Annotated in this window: 21 protein-coding genes; 20 read left to right on the top strand and 1 reads right to left on the bottom strand. The window is 68.2% G+C overall.

From position 1 onward, the window contains the following. The first annotated feature begins 38 nt into the window (after nt 1-38). The 17 genes from ACOCEP_RS28040 (at nt 39) to ACOCEP_RS27960 (ending at nt 13,937) form a co-directional block, all read left to right on the top strand. On the top strand, nt 39-923 hold the full coding sequence (locus tag ACOCEP_RS28040; protein ID WP_482332034.1) for an SAM-dependent methyltransferase: 885 nt from the start codon (nt 39-41) through the stop codon (nt 921-923). A gap of 111 nt (nt 924-1,034) precedes the next feature. Further along, a complete protein-coding gene (locus ACOCEP_RS28035) occupies nt 1,035-1,619 on the top strand; it encodes a hypothetical protein (protein ID WP_482332033.1) in 585 nt (194 codons plus the stop codon). 97 nt (nt 1,620-1,716) lie between these two features. Then, nucleotides 1,717-2,724, top strand: coding sequence for an ABC transporter substrate-binding protein (locus tag ACOCEP_RS28030; RefSeq protein WP_482332032.1), 1,008 nt, complete (start codon nt 1,717-1,719; stop codon nt 2,722-2,724). A 78-nt stretch (nt 2,725-2,802) separates the two neighbouring features. Further along, the gene (locus ACOCEP_RS28025; protein WP_482332030.1) at nt 2,803-3,708 is read left to right on the top strand and encodes an SAM-dependent methyltransferase; all 906 of its coding nucleotides are present in this window, start codon (nt 2,803-2,805) and stop codon (nt 3,706-3,708) included. After that, on the top strand, nt 3,692-4,585 hold the full coding sequence (locus ACOCEP_RS28020) for an SAM-dependent methyltransferase (protein WP_482332029.1): 894 nt from the start codon (nt 3,692-3,694) through the stop codon (nt 4,583-4,585). Before ACOCEP_RS28025 ends, ACOCEP_RS28020 begins: the two co-directional genes overlap by 17 nt. Beyond that, the gene (locus ACOCEP_RS28015) at nt 4,582-4,971 is read left to right on the top strand and encodes a hypothetical protein (protein ID WP_482332028.1); all 390 of its coding nucleotides are present in this window, start codon (nt 4,582-4,584) and stop codon (nt 4,969-4,971) included. The genes ACOCEP_RS28020 and ACOCEP_RS28015 overlap by 4 nt, the downstream gene beginning before the upstream one ends. Before the next feature lie 205 nt (nt 4,972-5,176). Continuing rightward, nucleotides 5,177-6,247, top strand: coding sequence for a S1 family peptidase (locus tag ACOCEP_RS28010; protein ID WP_482332027.1), 1,071 nt, complete (start codon nt 5,177-5,179; stop codon nt 6,245-6,247). Between the two features lie 156 nt (nt 6,248-6,403). Continuing rightward, nucleotides 6,404-7,225: a trypsin-like serine protease gene (locus ACOCEP_RS28005; protein ID WP_482332026.1), complete on the top strand. Its 822-nt coding sequence runs from the start codon at nt 6,404-6,406 to the stop codon at nt 7,223-7,225. Next, nucleotides 7,219-7,857: an HAD family hydrolase gene (locus ACOCEP_RS28000; RefSeq protein ID WP_482332025.1), complete on the top strand. Its 639-nt coding sequence runs from the start codon at nt 7,219-7,221 to the stop codon at nt 7,855-7,857. Before ACOCEP_RS28005 ends, ACOCEP_RS28000 begins: the two co-directional genes overlap by 7 nt. Nucleotides 7,858-8,104: 247 nt before the next feature. Continuing rightward, a complete protein-coding gene (locus ACOCEP_RS27995) occupies nt 8,105-8,674 on the top strand; it encodes a hypothetical protein (RefSeq protein WP_482332024.1) in 570 nt (189 codons plus the stop codon). Between the two features lie 12 nt (nt 8,675-8,686). Further along, nucleotides 8,687-9,649 carry a hypothetical protein gene (locus tag ACOCEP_RS27990; protein WP_482332023.1) on the top strand — a complete coding sequence of 321 codons (963 nt, stop codon included), beginning with the start codon at nt 8,687-8,689 and terminating at the stop codon, nt 9,647-9,649. Between the two features lie 356 nt (nt 9,650-10,005). After that, nucleotides 10,006-10,491, top strand: coding sequence for a hypothetical protein (locus tag ACOCEP_RS27985; protein ID WP_482332022.1), 486 nt, complete (start codon nt 10,006-10,008; stop codon nt 10,489-10,491). Between the two features lie 69 nt (nt 10,492-10,560). After that, entirely contained in the window at nt 10,561-10,875 is a 315-nt protein-coding gene (locus tag ACOCEP_RS27980; RefSeq protein ID WP_482332020.1) for a helix-turn-helix domain-containing protein, read from the top strand. 408 nt (nt 10,876-11,283) lie between these two features. Continuing rightward, nucleotides 11,284-11,571 (top strand): hypothetical protein, encoded by a 288-nt coding sequence (locus ACOCEP_RS27975; protein ID WP_482332019.1) that lies wholly within the window; start codon nt 11,284-11,286, stop codon nt 11,569-11,571. A gap of 2 nt (nt 11,572-11,573) precedes the next feature. Then, a complete protein-coding gene (locus tag ACOCEP_RS27970) occupies nt 11,574-12,542 on the top strand; it encodes an ABC transporter substrate-binding protein (RefSeq protein ID WP_482332017.1) in 969 nt (322 codons plus the stop codon). A 74-nt stretch (nt 12,543-12,616) separates the two neighbouring features. Beyond that, nucleotides 12,617-13,156, top strand: a complete 540-nt coding sequence (locus tag ACOCEP_RS27965) for a hypothetical protein (protein ID WP_482332016.1) — start codon at nt 12,617-12,619, stop codon at nt 13,154-13,156. Nucleotides 13,157-13,415: 259 nt separating this feature from the next. Continuing rightward, nucleotides 13,416-13,937 (top strand): hypothetical protein, encoded by a 522-nt coding sequence (locus ACOCEP_RS27960; protein ID WP_482332015.1) that lies wholly within the window; start codon nt 13,416-13,418, stop codon nt 13,935-13,937. Between the two features lie 39 nt (nt 13,938-13,976). Here the strand turns inward: ACOCEP_RS27960 and ACOCEP_RS27955 are convergent, their stop codons facing one another. After that, nucleotides 13,977-14,930, bottom strand: coding sequence for a hypothetical protein (locus ACOCEP_RS27955; protein ID WP_482332014.1), 954 nt, complete (start codon nt 14,928-14,930; stop codon nt 13,977-13,979). Between the two features lie 227 nt (nt 14,931-15,157). Here ACOCEP_RS27955 and ACOCEP_RS27950 point away from each other — a divergent pair, with 227 nt between their 5' ends. From ACOCEP_RS27950 to ACOCEP_RS27940, 3 genes are all read left to right on the top strand, one after another. After that, nucleotides 15,158-15,466, top strand: a complete 309-nt coding sequence (locus ACOCEP_RS27950) for a hypothetical protein (RefSeq protein ID WP_482332013.1) — start codon at nt 15,158-15,160, stop codon at nt 15,464-15,466. A gap of 552 nt (nt 15,467-16,018) precedes the next feature. Further along, nucleotides 16,019-16,345 carry an ankyrin repeat domain-containing protein gene (locus tag ACOCEP_RS27945; RefSeq protein WP_482332012.1) on the top strand — a complete coding sequence of 109 codons (327 nt, stop codon included), beginning with the start codon at nt 16,019-16,021 and terminating at the stop codon, nt 16,343-16,345. A 219-nt stretch (nt 16,346-16,564) separates the two neighbouring features. Next, nucleotides 16,565-16,993 carry a hypothetical protein gene (locus ACOCEP_RS27940; RefSeq protein WP_482332011.1) on the top strand — a complete coding sequence of 143 codons (429 nt, stop codon included), beginning with the start codon at nt 16,565-16,567 and terminating at the stop codon, nt 16,991-16,993. The last annotated feature ends 54 nt before the right edge of the window (nt 16,994-17,047 follow it).

Below are 17,047 nucleotides of genomic sequence, written 5' to 3'. Positions count from 1 at the left end.
AAGAGATCCCACGAGAACCAAGCTGTGCACCGCAGTCAATGCATTCTGAGCACTTGACTCTTCTGCAGGGTCCCAGCCGTGTTCGGTTGATCGACGCGCTGGTCGGTGGCAAGGACCACTACGAGGAGGACCGGCAGGTCGCACGCGCGGTCAGTGCGGCGTTGCCGGACGGGGCGGCCACCGCGAGCCGTCTGTTCAAGGAGGACCGCAGGTTTCAGTTGCGGGTCTGCGAGATGTTGCTCCGGCGCACGCAGGTGAGAACGTTCGTTGTCTGTGGAGCCGACCAGTGGGCTGTGGACGGGGATCCGCTGCATAAGCGTATTCAGCGGGCGGACTCGGATGCGGTCGTTATTTACGTCGAATCGGAGCCAGTGATCTTCAGTCACGCGCGCTCGGAGTACGACACGTCCCTCAACTCGGCTAGTTCCGTGGTCCGGGTTGTCCAGGCCGACATTTACGATCCTGACTTGCTCCGCCGGCTGTATGACATGCAGCTCCCGCTCTATTCCGATCAGCCGGTTGCGCTGCTGCTGTGCGGAACTCTGCCGTTCGTGCCTCACGGCACGAAGTGGACTGTGCAGGACATCATCACAGGTTTAAGCGACACACTTCGGGACGGTTCGTTTCTGGCGCTGACGCACCTGTGTGCGCCTGAGGACCTTGATGGCGCCGAGGCCGCACTGCGGGCGGGCAACGAACTGACGGCGCGAGGTCTCGGGACTCGTCCTTTCCTTCCGCAGAAGGACATCGAGGCATTGTTCGCCGATCTATCGCTGGTTGTTCCTCACGCGCTGACGGACGCCCGCGTACCTGTGCCGTGCCCGGAGTGGTATCCGCCCGGCCCGTTCCGTGAGCGGGTCGCCACCGATCGGTTCAACCTCGGCGGCGTCGCGCACAAGGGGCAGCCCTGGCCGCTCGCGTAGTCACCCGCATTTCGGAGAGAGCCGCCCCGACCGGCTCTCGGGCTGTAGGGGAGGAACACTGTGCACTCAACAGATTCCACGGCGCTACTAGCGTATGAGGGCCCGACGTCTTTGCCGGCGCTGGTGCTGTCGGCGGTCGGCGAAGACCGGCGCGATCATGTGTTCACGCGTCAGTCTCATCGGGACAGACATGCAATCGCGGTCGCGCTGGCCGCCGACCTCGTCCTCGAGCGCGCGGTGACGATCCGGGGTGGGCGGCTGACTGTCGCCGACGGTGCGGCAGTCGCCCGGCTGGCTGGGCCGTGCGGTCTCGCTGTCCGCGCGACCCTGTCGAGAGATCTGCCAGTCGAGGACATGCTCGCCGCACTCGAGGGCCCGGCGTACACAGTGGCTTGGACGGCACTGCAGCGCGCGAACTCGGCCCGCAAAGGTCTCTTCCGAGGCTGGACTATGGACCCCGAGGCCACCTTCCTGTGGCATCGCATGCTCGCATCGGCGCACCAGGACCGCGACGCGGCAGATTCCCGTGCCGCGGTGCTCTGGATGATTCTTTCCGAAGCCGGACTGCACCGAGATCAGCTGCGCTCACCGAGTCTGCAGCCGCGCAGCGCCTGCCCCGACACCCTCCGCGGCCTGCTGCTGACCACGCACGAGCATCACCGCCGAACCCCGTTCAGACAGCGTCAGCAGCACTAACCGTGTCACCACGGCTCAAAGTTGTTGTTCCCGCCGACTCGCGTCCGGCGTCCCCTTACCTCGCCCCATTCCCCGTTGCGTCGCTATCGGAGTCACTATGATGAGATCGTCTCGCTTGACCACTAAACGCTGTTCCAGCGTTCTCAGTGTCGGCCTCGCCGCCACACTTCTGCTCGCTACGTCAGCCTGCGGGCTTCTCGGCGGCGACACCGACGAGTCGTCTGGCCCGCAGCCGAAGGTGGCGGCGACCTTGATGACGATCCTGGACTCCGTTCCCCTACGGTGGGCGATCGAACGGGACTACTTCCGCGCTGCCGGAATCGAGGTGACGCCGGTCCCCGCCGAGAGCGGGCAGGCCAGCATCGCGAAGTTGCAGGCCGGGGACGCAGATATCGCCTACGCCGGTGATGTCGCGATCATCTCGGCCGTCGCCACGGGCGGCCTGGATCTGCGGGTCATCGCCCAGGCCGCGATGGCGGGGCCCGAAACCATGTGGATCATGGTCCGTGACGACGGCTCGGTGCCCTCGGTGGCGGACCTGGCCGGGAAACGGATCGCGCACAACGGCGTCAACGGTGTGAGCCACATGCTCACCCGCGCAGTGATGGCCACGCACAAGGTCGACGATTCGACTGTGCAGTGGACGCGGGCGAACTTCCCCGACATTCCGGGGCTGCTTGCCCGCAAGGAGATCGACGCCGCGCTGCTTCCCGAGCCGTATATCACGCCGGCGACGAAGCTGCAGTTGAAGCAGCTGATCGATCCGATCAAGGGCGGGGGCTTCGAGCAGTCGATCCCGACCGGCAGCTACGTGGTCACGGCCGCCTGGGCGCAACAGCACCCGGCGGAGATCGCGGCGTTTCAGCGGACGCTGCGCCGGGCCGCGGCCGAGGTGACATCGAAACCCGAGATCGTGCAGCAGCTCGCCGTGCGCGAGATGAAGGTCGACGCCGGCGACGCCCAGTTGATGAAACTTCCGATCTTCCCGCTCACACCGTCCGCGGTGCAGTTACAGCGCTGGGCGGACCTGATGCACGACTTCGGCGTGATCAAACAGCCGGTCCGTATTTCGGACCTGATCATCGCGCCCCCACCAGACCAGTAGGCCCTTTCTCCCTTCGCCCCTGGGACGTACCGCACGAATGCGGCACCACCACTCCCACGATCACGAAAGCACGCAACGATGCCTGAGCACCCACGCCGATCCGACACTGCGGCGCCTCCCCCTGAATGTCCACAGTGGATCGTGACACGAGCCGGGGTCCGGGCCGCGCTCTGCGGCCGCGGGGATGACCCCGCAGCCATGTCAGCGGCGTGGCGGATCCGTGAGTGCATGCCCGCTTTCCCCGCGACGATCGCGCTTGAACACGAGTTCCGGGACAGGACCCTCGGCCAGGCCCCCGGGGACGGGTTCTGGCAGTACGTCGTCGTCGGCCCCGACCTCCCACCGTGGACGCCCGTGCATGAGGCGCTGCCTGCCAGCAGCGGGACCCGTGTGCTGTACCTGCTCGACGACGCCGAATCCGCGGTGCGGTCCTGGATGGTCGAAACCTACCGCGAGACCCCGGGCGTCAGCTGGATGTCGTCTGCTCCCGGTCTCGGAGCCTGCCTGCGCACGGCCGCCGCGAGCGGGGAGATCACCCTCGACGCCCCGATCTGGGTTGTGCTGTCCTCCGCGCTCCAGCACACCTGGGACCCGCAGGCACTGCTCGATGACCTGTGGAACGTGCTGCCCGCGGACAGCCGGGTGTCGGTCACTCATGTCGCTCCACGGCATACGGCGACGACACCGGATCCGGGACGCTCACCAGTGGAGGCCGCGTTCACGAGCTCCCTGCCATCGCCCCTGGTCCTGCGCACTGCCTCAGACGTGCTGGACATGTTCACCGATCCGCACGCATGGGACCTCATCCGGTGCAGCGGCGTGGAAATCGCTGCCCCACCGGACCCCGCCGCATCACGGGCCGCCACGGACGCAGCGGCGGAGCTGATCACGGTGATCGCACGCCGCCCGCCCTGCACGAGACCACGCCCGTCTGCCAGCACTGTCGATCACGCGAGGAATCCCGGCCATGACCTCGACGCCTGACCCGTACCTCCTGACCCCGCACGGGACCGTCCCCGACCTGGACGCTGAAACTGACAATCCGACCATCGGCCGTGTCAATGGCTTCTTCCTCGACGAGAACTTCGGTGTCCGATCCGATGGAGTCTTTGTCGCGGACCGGGACCTGGCACAGCGGATCGACGCCGATGTGCCCGGTTATCGCTGGTGTGTGCTGGCGCAGCGGCGTTTCCTTAACGACGTCATCGCGTTCGCGGCCGAGGAGCGCGGGGTCAGCCAGTTCGTGGTCCTGCGCGCCCCGCTGCCGCTCGGCCCGGAGAGGAAGACTCCGTACACCCAGGCCAAGGCCTACGTCGGCGCGCCCAGCACGGTGCTGGTGGCTCGCGAAAACACCCTGTTCGGCCACCAGCACACCGCCCTGGCCGCGCTCGAGGCAGAACGAGCTGCGGCGGTCAAGGCCGCGGTCCACGAGGTCCACCGGCCGCTGCACCAGGTCTATGAGCGTGGCGGCTGGTCGCTGGACCTCACGACACCGGTGTGTCTCACGATGGTCGCCGATCCGGCGCACTGGCCTGGTGACGTCACCGACCTGATGCGCGCCTACCACGAGGAGCTCCCTCCCGGCAGCGTGATCGGTGTGAACACCCTCGGCACCGCGCCCCCGGGGAGCGCGGCCGCCGCCGCGCTCGATGACCTGGCCAGGCACCTGGCCTTCACACCCGAGCCACAACTCACGCCGCGATCCCAGGCCGAGGTCGAAAGCTGGTTCGACGGCACCGGCTGGACGCTCGAACCCCCCGGAGTCGCGCCGGGGTCGCAGTGGGCAGGCCCGCAACCCGCCGACATCGCGGGCCCGGAACTTCCGACGTGGGGCGCGATCGCAACGAGGAACGCGTCGTGACGACATCGACCGTGACCGTTCAGGACACCGCTCACCCCGACCTCGCGCACGCCGCGTGGATCGCGGATCTCGTCGACCACGCCGCGATCGACGTGGTCCCGCGCGGGCTGAGCAAGGTCACCGACGCCGACCCGCTGGACCGCGAGGACGCCGGAAAGTGGCTGTCCGGCCTGCTCGGTCGCCGGATCGAGCACCGCCATTCCGCATCCGAGCACCTGTTCGTCGACGTGACCACCCACCGCGCGGTTCGGCTCGTCCAGTTCCGGCGTGATACCGGCGTGCCGATGTTCTACATGGCGCAATCCCCCGGCACCGGCTGCGAGCCGGAGCTGTACCAGCAGCTCGTCGACGCCGCTCAATCCGCCCCAGGCCCCGGCGACAGCTGAATCCACCACCCGACACGACGGGCCGCCCCGCGCGAAGTGTCGTGCCGTCCGGAAAGGACTGTCCACCGTGTCCGGCCAGGTGCGGCGAGCACCGCACCCGGTGGCCGACATCGCCGCACACCACCGCGGACATCCGGTGGCCCACAGTCGCGCTCCCCGCACGCCCGCGGGGAACGTCAGGAAGCACTATCAGAGAAGGGAAACAGTGACAGCAACAAGTTCGAGAACCCGCCGCCGTGGCGGGTTGCGCGTCGCCGTGGCCGCCCTGGCGGCATTCGTCGCCACCGGCCTCGGCGCCGCGCCGGTCGCTGCCGCCGACGGCGGGAACCACGGTGCGGCCACGGTCGTACCCGCCAGCACCACCAGCCCGGCCGCCACCGACAGCGGAGGCGACGAGATGTCGCCGATGATCGTCGGCGGCGAACGGGCCCCGCAGGCCTACGCCGGCGCCGGGTCGATCCAGCTGCTGAAGAACGGCGTGAAGGATTGGCACACCTGTGGCGGTGCGCTGATCCACCCCGAGTTCGTTGTCACGGCAGCGCATTGCCTGTCCATCATGCCTCCGGCGCCGCAACGCGCGGACCGGGCGGGCGAGCTGGAATGGCGGGCGTTCCAGCAGGCACCGCCCCCGCGGCGGGCCGGAGTGGGTACGCAGGCAGTACCGCAGGATCCGTCGCAGTACACCCTGCGGATCGGGTCGACCAACCGGCACTCCGGCGGAGCCGTCCGGCGGGTCACGTCGATCTCGCTCCCGGAACACTGGGAGTGGGGCGTGCCGGACGGCGACGGCCGCATCTGGGACCTGGCGGTGATCCAGCTGGACCACCCGGTACCGGGATGGCAGGTCAAGCCCGCGAAACTCGCCAACCCCCAGGCGGGCAGGCAAACCCGGATCATCGGGTGGGGCATGACCGACCCGGATCCGGCTCACTGGGGTGCCCCGGCACCGACGTGGCTGCGGCAGCTCGACGTGCCGATCGCCCCGAAGGACGACTGCGCCCCAGCGGGGATCGGACGCGGCGAGATCTGTCTGGGCACTGCCCCGGGCGGCGGCACCGCGTGTGCCGGTGACTCCGGCGGCGCAGCGTTGCAGCGGTACGGGCGGGACTGGGTCCTCACCGGACTCGGGTCACGCTCGCACACCCAGGCCTGTGTCGCCTCGACGATCTACACGCAGGTCGCGGAACCGCGATTCCTGCTGTGGATCATCCGCACCATGCACCAGCGTGATGCCCAGACACACGTCACGCAGGCGGACCTGACACTCGCGGGCTAATACGGAGGCGGGTCGGTGACCGTCTGGTTCGGACGCTCACCGACCCGCTCTCGTCCTCCGCGCCCTCTGCACGCTCACCGCGGCCGCGCGATCGCCCTGACGCCGCCAAAGAAGGCACCCGACGTCCGACATCGGACACACCATCAAGGATTCGTCATGTTCAAGGTCCTCCGCAAAGCCATCCCCGGCGGCGACAGTGCCCGCTTCTACCAGGCATCCCTCGACGAACTCGCCGCCCAGCCCACCCTGCGCCCCACCGACGTCGAGGCTCCCTGGTCGGTCGCGTTCTACTACGACGCGCCCACCTGGTCAGATCGCATGAACCGGCTCGCCGGAGGCGGTGTGCTGATCTCCGATCGCTGGGTCCTGACCTGCGCGCACATCTTCAGCGACGACCAGCGCAAACGAGACGAGCCGCCGCTGGCCGAGAAGAACTTCTTCGCCCGGATCGGCGGACGGGAACTGCACGCCGGAACCGTGCGCCGCATCAACACGCCCGTCCCCGGCCCGTTCCGCCTGCGGCGAGCGAGCCGGCTTCCCGGTCCCGTCGGCGACATCTGCCTCGTCGAACTCGTCGATTCTGTCGACCTGCCCTCGCTCCGGCTCGCGACGACCCCGGCCCAAGTTGGTCAGAACGTGAAGAGCTTTGGCTGGCCGGGCGGCAACGACGGCCCCGGCGTGCTCCACGAGCTCCACTCGACCATCGTCGATCCCCGCAGTGGAATCAACCAACTCATCGGTCACGGCGAGCTCTGTGCCGCGATCCCGGAGAACTGTGCGCTCGGCCCCGGATTCTCCGGGTACCCCGTCATCACGCTGCCGGACACCACAGACGACGACGAACCCGAGGTAGTCGGTCTCATCAGCCACGGCCCGGTCGAACAACTTCCCTACGCGGTACCGATGATCCTCACCGACATCACCGCGCACCTGGCCTGGATCACCGCCACCACCTCCGGAGTGGTGACCGCATGCTGATCACCGTCGACGTCGGACACACACTCGGCGAGTTCGACCGGCCCGGCACCGCCGACATCCTCCGCGAGATCGCCGAAGCCCCCACCCACGCCGCCGAGGTCGACCGCACCCTCCTACACGTCGTCCCCGAGCTGACACCCGGAATCGCCCGGCACGTGCGCGAACTGCTACTCATCCCCGATCACGCCTGGCCCGACACCTGGCACACCGGAGGGTTCACGCCCTACCCGGGCACGCTCGCCGCCTTGCCCCGACTGGCCGCGATCGCGCCCGTGGTCGCACTAACGAACGTGTCCTGCATCGCCGGGCCACGCCGGCTCGACGACCTCCAACTCCACTGTGGACAGTACCTGGACGGTGTGTTCGCCAGCTTCCAGCTCGGTGCCCGAAAACCCCAGCCTCACGGGTGGCACACCATCGCCGCCACGCACGGGATCCGTGTGTCAGAGATCGTGCATATCGGTGATCGCGTCGACGACGACATCCGCGGCGCGCTCGCCGCCGGCTGCGCCGCCGCAGTCCTGGTCACCACCCGGGAAACCTTGCCCGCCGATCTTCGCCAGAATCCCCGGGTCACTTCGGTCCCCGACCTCGGCGGCGCCTCGCCCGCGATCGCGGGCGAGGCCGAATGAACACCAGTCGCTGGTCGGCCCGCCCAGGGCATCTGCCGGTCATCGTGGCCTTAGCCCTGCCGGTCGTGATCTTCCTCGCCGGCAGGCGAGCTCACGGAGCAGGGTCCTCACCGTCGACCAGGCCCGCTGCCAGCCCAGCGGCCCGGATAGTGGTGATCGACCAGCCCACCCGACCTGCGACCGCCTGATGCACCAGTCGCGGCAGCGCATTCCCCCTTATCGCCCCAGCTTCAGACAGACGAAGGACATGACCATCCTCGATCTCGCCCGTACCAGAATCCGCGCGGCCATCGACCCGATTCGCCCGGCCCGTCACGAGGACCTGCCACCACCGGATGACGGAACCGTGGACCCGCTTCTGGGCTATCTCCAGTGGCGTGGCTGGACGATTGTCGACCACGACTCCCCGACCGCCGCGGTACTGACCTATCCCGCCAGTTTCCAGGGCGCGCTCGACACCGAGGATCGGCGGCTGGCAGCTCTGGACGACAATCTGCAGGAACTGGAAGTCGAGCTCGTGCTGCGCGGCATCCACTGGAACGCGCACTTCCTCTCGTGCGGGGCGCTGATCGGCTGCGACCGGCATCGCAGCATCCCCGTGGTCATGGGTGTCCACGCCCTGCCGTTCATCGCGGTGCTCGGCGATCTGGAACTGCAGGCTCGACGCCGCAGGCCGTCGGAGATAGCCCGCTGCCTGCTCTTTGGCCCGTGCAGTAGCCAGCGAGCGCCCGGTCGGCCCTGTCGGCTGCCCCGCGTCGAGCCGGACGAACCCGCGACGCTGCACGTCCTGCCGGACCACGGCGACAGGGCGCGGTAGATGAGCATCGATTTGGAATTCACCTACGTCAATTTCGACCACGGGGGCGCGGAACACGACCAGTCCGCCGTCTACGTCATGGACGGGCTGGTGGAACTACTGGGCGCGGATGGCCGGACGCCCGACGCCGGGGTCATCGGCGAGGGGAACTTCTGGCGCTTCTACGGCGGCAAGGGAGTCGGTGAGGCGGAGGTCGCGCTGAACACCGCCTTCCGCCACCGCAGTTACGTGATCCTCCCCGGCAGCCTCCCGAACGAGTGGGGCGAGATCGCCCCCGCGCTGCTGTACGACGCCAACACGGTGCACAAACACACCTGGGACAGTGGGCGCGAGCCCGGCTTCCTCGAACGCAACCGCAACCGCGCGCTGCTATCCCCTCGCGACAATGCGGACGAGAAATTCTTCCTCTTCGGTTTCCACGGACACCCCGACGGCGACCAGCGCCGCCACGACGCGGAGCACTTCCGGCCCTACGGTGCGCGGGCAAAGCCGCCGACAATCGTGCTCGGGGACTGGTTCGGCCACCCCTCCGGGCCGAAGTTCGAACCCCCGACCTACGCCGAGCACTTCACCGAACTCTGCCACTACGCGCCCCGGATGTTGTTTCCCGGTGGCATTCCCATGCCCGGCGACTATCCGTTCGACACCCGCGCGCTGGACTATCTGTGCGGCCGTTGGCGGCGCGGCCGCCGCGACTGGCGGCGCGCATGGCTGACCCGGAAACCAAGCAGGCGCGTGGGCGGCGTCGGGTTCAGCCACATCGCCGAACTCGCCGACAACTACACCCCCACCAACTTCCCGGCGCCGAATGGACGGCCCACCACCCAGATCGACGCCGCCGTCCTCAATCCCCGGGCGGCAGCGATGCTCGTCCCCGGAAGCATGCTCGTCCACGAACCCGCCCACCAGACCAACAGCCACAAGCGAATCAGCTTCAAGCTGGCGTTTCCGTCCGCGACAGAAGGCCCCGAATAGACCATGAAGCGCCCGGACGAAGCTATGGCCAGGATCCTGCGGGACCGGATCCACCAAGCGCTACGCGCAGGAAGTGACGTTGTGGTGGTGCGAGAAACACCATGAACAAATCCAGCCCATTCCCCATACCCGCCGAACCCAGACAGGCACGGTCGCCGCAACACAAGACGCGCCGTTTACGGCTCCCCGGCGCTGACACGCGACAGCCGCTGTTCCTTCGCTCCGCCCGCCGGCGTCGCCGAGCTGGCCACCTCGCGGATCACGACGAGTTGGCCCCTCGCTGCCCCGCCACCACTCACCGGGACAGCGACGACGTCGCAGCACTGCGCGCGGTCACCTCGGCGTGTTGGGGAATCATGCTCGCAGCCGGCGGCGGGCTGGCGACCTGGAGCGGCACGTTCTACCTGCCCATGCCCTGGTGGCTTGCCACGGTCCTGGCGGCAGGCATCGCCGGAGCCACCGTCGGGTGGGCGCTGGAGAGCCTGAGCGCATTACGCCGCGCCGTACCGCGGGCGTGGACGGCCACCATCCTGGTGCTCGTGACCTTGGGCCTGGTCACCGCAGGCCTGCCCGAGGACATCGGTTTCCCGCCGGGCACGTGGGCCGGGGTCCGGGACTACCGCGGCAAGTGCCTCGCCGGCACCGAATTCACCGATGCGGGAGCCCAGCTCAGCATCACCGCCGACGTCGTGACGCTCATCGGCTCCCGCAGCGGCACGCTGCGGTTCACCAGAACAGACGACAGGTGGCCGTCCCCGGGCCGCGCCGAGATCGGGGGCAGCGGTGTCATACCGCGCGACCGTGCGACGCGCCGTGCACTCGCCGCCGTCGGCTGCAGCTAATAGTTCCGCACGGCGCCGCAGCCTGTCACCACCACAAGAATGAGACACGGAAGACTTGGTGAAGTTGCCATGACAGAGTATGTAGCAACACCGCAGAGGGTCACTTTCGCGGACTTCGAGACCGAGGTGTCTGTGCCGCTCGGTGAGCTTGTGACCCGAGTTCGGCGTGAACGTCGCCTCTCACAGCGAGAGGTACAACGACGCGCGGGCATGAAGGATGCAACACTTTCCAAAATCGAGAAGGGCATCAACGGCATCAGCAACGTCTCGATCATCATCCGGCTTGCCGATGCTTTGGAAATGCCGCGCGAGCAGTTGTTTGAATGGTCCGTCCGCTACATCGAGAACAAGCATCGGCATTCCGACGGCCGCGCCGGCGATTAGCCAGCCCAAGCACAGCGGTCCAGGCCACGACCGAGGACCACGACACACCGTTGCTGATTGGCCTCGACGGTGCCAACTACACGCTCGGCACGAAGTCGCGGCACTTCGCGGCCAGGTCGCCCAGCCGAACCCTTCCACGACGCACAGCACCGACAGGAGACCGAATGCACGGCACCTCCGACTTCCGCGCACGGTCGTCGGGTCTCTCGGACCATGCGTCGCGAACCCTGTCGCCGCAGAGCTCCGATCGGCCAGCTTCGCGAATCCTGTCACTGGTCCGCGAGTCTCCGGCTGCGCTCACCGGTAGAGCACCCCAGCCCGGGCCGACGCGCCGGAGCGGCTTCGCAGTCGGCGGCTCGCGAACGGCGCGTCACCGTCGGGCACGGAACCGGGCGGCGGGTAGCTGCCATGCCCCTTCGTGAGGCGATCCTCGCGGTAGCGGCGATTTCCCTGGGCGCTGTCGCCGCCGCCGTCCTCGTCATCGGTGGGCTTCTCACCTGGTACATCGCCGACGCCGAGCGCCGCTCGACACGCGAGTTCAGCAGGATCTACGGCCCGCTGCCACCGCTGAAGCCTCGGCAGTTGGACACCGACCCGGACGGCCCCGCCGGTCGCCCGTTCAGGCCGATCTACCGGGGCAGCACACCGACCACACCGCACACCGCCACGAACTCCCGACCCCGGAAGGACCGCTGATCATGGTCGCTGTCTCTCGCCAGATCGCCGCTGTCCTGCACGTCGTTCTGGTCATCGTGACGACGATGCTGGCCACTGCCGGGTGCGGGCCGGCGTTCTCGCCCGAACGCCCGCTGGCCGTCCGCGTCATCGCCGATCCGGATCTCGACACGCTGCCCTTGCGGCACGGCATCGAGCGCGGCTATTTCCCCGCCGCAGGCCTCGCCATCACCACGATCCCGGAGCACGACCTATACACCGGCCTGCACACGCTCGTCTACGGCGGCGCCGACATCGCCTTCGGCGCCAGCACCATCGTGGTCGAGACGGCCTACCGCGGCCTCGACGTGAGAATCCTCGCCGAGGCCGGATGGCTCGGCATGCGGGCCGCAGCGATCGTCGTCCGTGGTGACGGCTCGGTTCCCGCTCTCGCCGCCCTCGCCGGACGCACCATCGGCGCACCCTCCACTGGCTCCCAGGGCCGCCTTCTCGCCCAGGCCCGCCTGGACAACGACTCCGAGGCTGTCGCCAGCGACCGGGTCGAGTGGGTGCCCATGGACATGCCCGAGCGCGCGGCGACCCGGGATGTCGAGGCGGTAGTGCTGCGCGAACCATGGCTGATCGACGCCATCGACGCACACGGCTTCACCGCGCTCGCCTCCCTCGGCGACACCAGCATCATCCATCCCACCTCCGTCTACGTCGCCGCCACCGCCTGGGCCGAGAACCACCCTGATGCCGTCGCCGCCTTCCAGCGCGCCCTGCACAGAGCCGCCAGAGACCTCAGACAGGACCGGGCCGCGCTCGGCGACCTCGCCGTACGGCACCTGAACATCACCCCGGGTACCTCCGCCCGCATGGGCATCCCTATCTACCCCACTAGCGGGCCCTCGGTCCCTCAGCTGCAACGCATCCCGGATCTCATGCACCGCTACGGGATCCTCGCCGAGCCGTACCGCATAGCACCCCTGGTCGTGTCCCCTGACCCGTGATCCAGCAAGCGGTTCCTGGTCTGTGCTTGACGGACATAGCTGTTGTCCATTCAGGATTCTCGGAAAGGGAAGCGATGGTAGAGCTGCCCCGCGACGTCGAACTCCAGTTGCTGGAGGGTGGGATTCTCGAGGCCCTGCACACCGGTGCCGACTTCGTGGTGGTCCAGGGCCCCGCGGACGTCGCGATACCGCTCGTGGACAACTGGGTGGCCGAGAACGGTGGCCTGTGGGATACCCACCTCCGCGTCGACCTCTACACCTACGCCTACCGGCGCACCATGGTGGTCCCGCGGGCGGTCGCGGCCAACCTGCTCGCGGCGGTCAACCCCTGGCGCTACCGTCCACGAACGCTGCGGATGCGCATCGCCTGGTACCGCCGGAACGTGCAGCATCGGAAAGTGCTGCTGCGCCTGCACAACGCGCACGGCGCACCAGCCGTGCGCAGGTTCATCGGCGGCGCCCCAGGAAGCCTCGTGCTCGTCACCGCCCGCACGCGACTCTCGATGCCGGCCGACAAGGTGGTTCGGGTCAACCTCAGACCCACACGCCTCATCGAAGGACCGCTCCTACCAGGGCACACCACTCTCGACAGTGAGCAGCAACCATGCGCCTGACGAGCGGGATCGTCACGTCGACGCCGGACCTGTCCGGCGGAACGCGCTGCCAGGACCCCTCGTTCTCCGACATACACCCCGAGGGCAGTTTCCGCGATCAGCCGGGGACGCCGGCTGCAGCCCCGGACGAAGGACTCGTACCGGCCGGGGCGGGCACCGATCCTCGAATACGCCGGTCGATGCGTCCTGGGCGTCTCAGCGTCGGGGAACGATGACGCGAGGGGTTGCGCCGCCGGACGTGTCTGGCACAGTAGCGATCGTGACCGCACCGATCCGGGACGACCTCAACGCGGTAATCGACCGGGAGGTTCTGCGCCTGGGCCGAGAAGTCTCCCAAGGACAGATCCCCCGTGACGCTGCTGTCGCCACGCTGCTCAAGCTGGTACCGGACGGGCTGACACGACTTGGCGCCGCGGACATGCTGGACCATTGGGACAAATCGCTGCCCAGCTACACAGGCTCGTTCGAGATGCTCATCGGCCAGCCCGAGATGTTCACGTCGCTGAGCCCGGAGCGACAACTGGGCTACGCCGGGAAGCTGCTGTCCGTGATCGCGTGCGCCGACGACATCGCGGCCCTGGGGCACGCAGTCATGAACGGCAGCATGTCGCGCACCGCCGCCACAATCGCCCTGCAGGCCAAGCTCGGCGGAACACATACAGCCAACGAAGCTAGCCATGTGATCGGCATGGGCGACATGGCCGGGGTTCACCATTCGCGCGCTTTCCGGCTACTCTCACGCCTCTACACCAAACATGCCGGGAACCAACCGTCCGCGTGAACCACCGGCCCGAGCAGTGCGTGCCGGTACCTACAGCAGCTACGCCATGTCGGCCAGCAGCAGCGCCAAGCTTCCCAACGGGATCACACTTCCGTCGCGCCGGGTGATCGTCTGGGCCAGCTGCCGGATCTCCGCGGCCCTGCCCGCGCCGACGTCCTGCCCCGGCCGGGCGGCGACGTCGAGACGGGCGAGCCGGACCGCACGGCGAAGCCGCCCGATCTGCGCACGATCGCCGGTGCGTGCCGCGATCACCACCGCGTCGTAGACGCCGGGGTCGAGCAGGAGCGCAGTGTCCGCGGTGATGGCCGGATCATCCTCATACCGTTCGCGTTCGCCGCGCTCCCACAACGCGCCCAGCGCGCGCTGCCGTCGCCGCACCGCTTCCCGCCGCCGCTCCAGCGGAGTCGCCTGGCCACCGCGGCCGTGCCGCCGATCTGGCCCGACACTCCCGGCTGCGGGCGCGGCCGGTGTGCGGCGTTCCGCGTCGCCGTAGACCAGGTGCATCCGCTCGGCCCACGATCGGAACGTGGTTCCCGCGACGGGCGGATCAGGCAGTTCGGCGGGAAGGCGGGTGATGTCGCGTGTGTCGTCCTGCTCGCCGGGATCGGCCGGGATCCAGGCGTGCAGCCGCCGCGCGAGGTAGATCTTCAATGGTCCGATCGTCGGTGTGTCGCGATCGACCAGCCACGGTGGTTGCCGGGTTCCGTCCGGGTCGGTGTCCAGCATCCGCACGATCGCCTCGTTGCACCAGCCCGCCCGATACAGCGGCGTGAACAACGCGGTCAGCTCCCGGGCCTGGTCCCGCGGCCAGCGAGCGTTCCCGATCAGCGTCAGGACCGCCGCGGTGATCTGCCGGTCGTTGCCCGGGACGACCTTGCCCGGCCACGAGCGGATCTTCCCCGACCACCCCCCACCACAGCCCCGCGCAGTGCTCTGCAACTCGGCGGCGACGATGCCCGGTACCGGGCTGGGTTCGGCGACTGGTTGACTCATCGGACTGACGTGACTTCCTGTGCGCGGGACCGGTAGGTCCCTGATCGTGCCATCGCCGCCTGTTAGGGGCGGGTAGCGCCAGCGACGTGTCGCCGACGGCTTCACCAGCCGCTGCGACGGTCGACCGCTGCACACAACTACGGCACAAGGAGTGCCGATCACGTCTGCATCCGCGTGAGGTTCCACATCTTTGTTGCGTTTCGTGACGGTTCAGCGATATCTCAGGTATGACCAGGCCAGCCGCACCGGAGCCCGCACCCGACGTGGTGCAGCCGCTGCTGCACGCCTGGGCTGCGGAGATCGTCAGCGCGGAGTACTCCGACGCGGTGTCCCTGGAGACGCTCGTCGAGGTGTGGCAGCATCGCCGGCGGGCGCTGGAGGCGGCGATCGCGGGCGAGGACACCACCGTCAGCGCGCCCACTACACCGGCGTGGCTGCCGGATGCGCCCCGGCCGCAGCCCCATCAGCTGCACACCGAGCATCGTCAGCACGTCTTCGGCGGGTCCTGCACCTCGTCTCCGCCCAGCGCCGCATGAGAGCTCCATGAACGCAACCGTGTCCCCGCAGAGCAAACCGTCGGCGCACCGCTCCTACAGGCCGCGTATAGGAGCAGGACGTCACCGCCCGGCGGTGACCTGGAAAACCGGTGCGCCACGCTGGTCGCCTCGCCCACTGCCGAGCCCAGGCAGAGGACCATGATCAGCAACGTTTCAAGCCCGCGAAGCGGTGATGACGCCTGCGACCTGATCGCTGAGGCCTGGGCCACCCTCGCTGAACGCCGCCGCTGCTAGGCTCGGCGACGACCTCGCCGCCTTCGCCCTGGGCGTTAGCCTGATCGAGCAGGCCGAACGATTTCTGCCGCAGGTAGTGCACGACGCACGAGCCAGCGGCTGCGTCTGGCGCGGGATTGGCCACGCCTTCGGCGCCAGCCCCGATGATGCGCAGGTCCGTTTCGACCCCGGGACACCGATCGCGGACAGCCGCTGCCTCACGAGTACTGATCGAGATCGCCTCAGCCCAGCGACTTCTCATCCGCCTCGTCCGGATATCGTGCGATAGAACCAGCATCGATCTTGCAGAGGCACGCCATGTCCTGGTCACCAGCTCACCAAGCCGTCGAACTCGAAGACCTACCCCGGCTACGGGACCTCCTTGACGCCGGTCACGACATCGAGGATGACAACGGCGACGGCTTGACCCTTCTCCGCCACGCCATCGACGTCGAGCACGACGGTCACGTCCAGACCGGCGAGCCACTACACGTCGACACCTCCGCGTTCCTGCTCGCTCGCGGCGCCGACCCACTCCGGCGCTGCAACGGCATCCCGGTCGTCGAGGAGGCAGAGATCCGCGGGCATTGGCTCGCCGCCGAAGTTATGCGCAGCTGGATCAACCGAGGACACCAGCCGCACTAGCCTCGCCAGTACGGTCACTTCCCATCAACGTTGATCATGAACTCGGCCTGCAAGTGCGGTCACAACCCACGAACATGTGCACTCAACTCAAATAGTCATAGCCAGTCACGACGCCGGCGGATGTCCGCGCGGTGGTCAGCTGGGCCGCGTCCGGTGAATAACTGCCGGGTTCGGTGTGTTCCACTCGATCAGCGGTCCAGCAGGTGTTCTCCCGCACCGATGACGTTGGTCGTGGACACCCAACCTGGCAAGATCACCTGGTCCGCCGCACCGGTCACACTCCTGATCATGGCCGTCGTGACCGAAGCGGCGTCGATCCCGCTGACCGTGCAAACCTTCCGCTGGGCGTTCGCGCCGATGGGGACCTTCCGGGAGATCGTGGGCGGCATCCTCTTGCCCGCGGCCCTGCACGCCGCAGCCGTAGCGGCCGTAGTGATCCGGCCCCGAGCGCAGGAACTGCTGCGCCTCAAGTGGCTGTTCGTCGTGGTCGTCCTACTGCTCGCGGTCTTCAGCGGCCTGGGCATGTGGACCCAGCACGGCGGGCACCCCGTGGCAATCACGATCGCCGCGGTGGTGGCCGCCGGCGGGCCGATCCTCGTCCGTGTCGCGATCAACGCCCTGCGCATCCCAGCCGCTACCCAGGAGTAGCGGGATGCCAAACCGCGACGCGGGTCCGCGAGCACATCCGGTGTACATGTCAGC

The organism is Amycolatopsis sp. CA-211722, assembly GCF_056828465.1.
The sequence above is the reverse complement of the archived record's forward strand: the minus strand, read 5'-3'. Positions and strand labels throughout refer to the sequence as shown.

What these genes read in the sequence shown, in the direction of transcription:
- ACOCEP_RS28040 (WP_482332034.1), top strand. Translation starts at nt 39, where the DNA reads ATGCATTCTGAGCACTTGACTCTTCTGCAGGGTCCCAGCCGTGTTCGG.
- ACOCEP_RS28030 (WP_482332032.1), top strand. Translation starts at nt 1,717, where the DNA reads ATGATGAGATCGTCTCGCTTGACCACTAAACGCTGTTCCAGCGTTCTC.
- ACOCEP_RS28025 (WP_482332030.1), top strand. Translation starts at nt 2,803, where the DNA reads ATGCCTGAGCACCCACGCCGATCCGACACTGCGGCGCCTCCCCCTGAA.
- ACOCEP_RS28020 (WP_482332029.1), top strand. Translation starts at nt 3,692, where the DNA reads ATGACCTCGACGCCTGACCCGTACCTCCTGACCCCGCACGGGACCGTC.
- ACOCEP_RS28005 (WP_482332026.1), top strand. Translation starts at nt 6,404, where the DNA reads ATGTTCAAGGTCCTCCGCAAAGCCATCCCCGGCGGCGACAGTGCCCGC.
- ACOCEP_RS28000 (WP_482332025.1), top strand. Translation starts at nt 7,219, where the DNA reads ATGCTGATCACCGTCGACGTCGGACACACACTCGGCGAGTTCGACCGG.
- ACOCEP_RS27995 (WP_482332024.1), top strand. Translation starts at nt 8,105, where the DNA reads ATGACCATCCTCGATCTCGCCCGTACCAGAATCCGCGCGGCCATCGAC.
- ACOCEP_RS27985 (WP_482332022.1), top strand. Translation starts at nt 10,006, where the DNA reads ATGCTCGCAGCCGGCGGCGGGCTGGCGACCTGGAGCGGCACGTTCTAC.
- ACOCEP_RS27980 (WP_482332020.1), top strand. Translation starts at nt 10,561, where the DNA reads ATGACAGAGTATGTAGCAACACCGCAGAGGGTCACTTTCGCGGACTTC.
- ACOCEP_RS27975 (WP_482332019.1), top strand. Translation starts at nt 11,284, where the DNA reads ATGCCCCTTCGTGAGGCGATCCTCGCGGTAGCGGCGATTTCCCTGGGC.
- ACOCEP_RS27970 (WP_482332017.1), top strand. Translation starts at nt 11,574, where the DNA reads ATGGTCGCTGTCTCTCGCCAGATCGCCGCTGTCCTGCACGTCGTTCTG.
- ACOCEP_RS27965 (WP_482332016.1), top strand. Translation starts at nt 12,617, where the DNA reads ATGGTAGAGCTGCCCCGCGACGTCGAACTCCAGTTGCTGGAGGGTGGG.
- ACOCEP_RS27955 (WP_482332014.1), bottom strand. Translation starts at nt 14,930, where the DNA reads ATGAGTCAACCAGTCGCCGAACCCAGCCCGGTACCGGGCATCGTCGCC.
- ACOCEP_RS27950 (WP_482332013.1), top strand. Translation starts at nt 15,158, where the DNA reads ATGACCAGGCCAGCCGCACCGGAGCCCGCACCCGACGTGGTGCAGCCG.
- ACOCEP_RS27945 (WP_482332012.1), top strand. Translation starts at nt 16,019, where the DNA reads ATGTCCTGGTCACCAGCTCACCAAGCCGTCGAACTCGAAGACCTACCC.
- ACOCEP_RS27940 (WP_482332011.1), top strand. Translation starts at nt 16,565, where the DNA reads ATGACGTTGGTCGTGGACACCCAACCTGGCAAGATCACCTGGTCCGCC.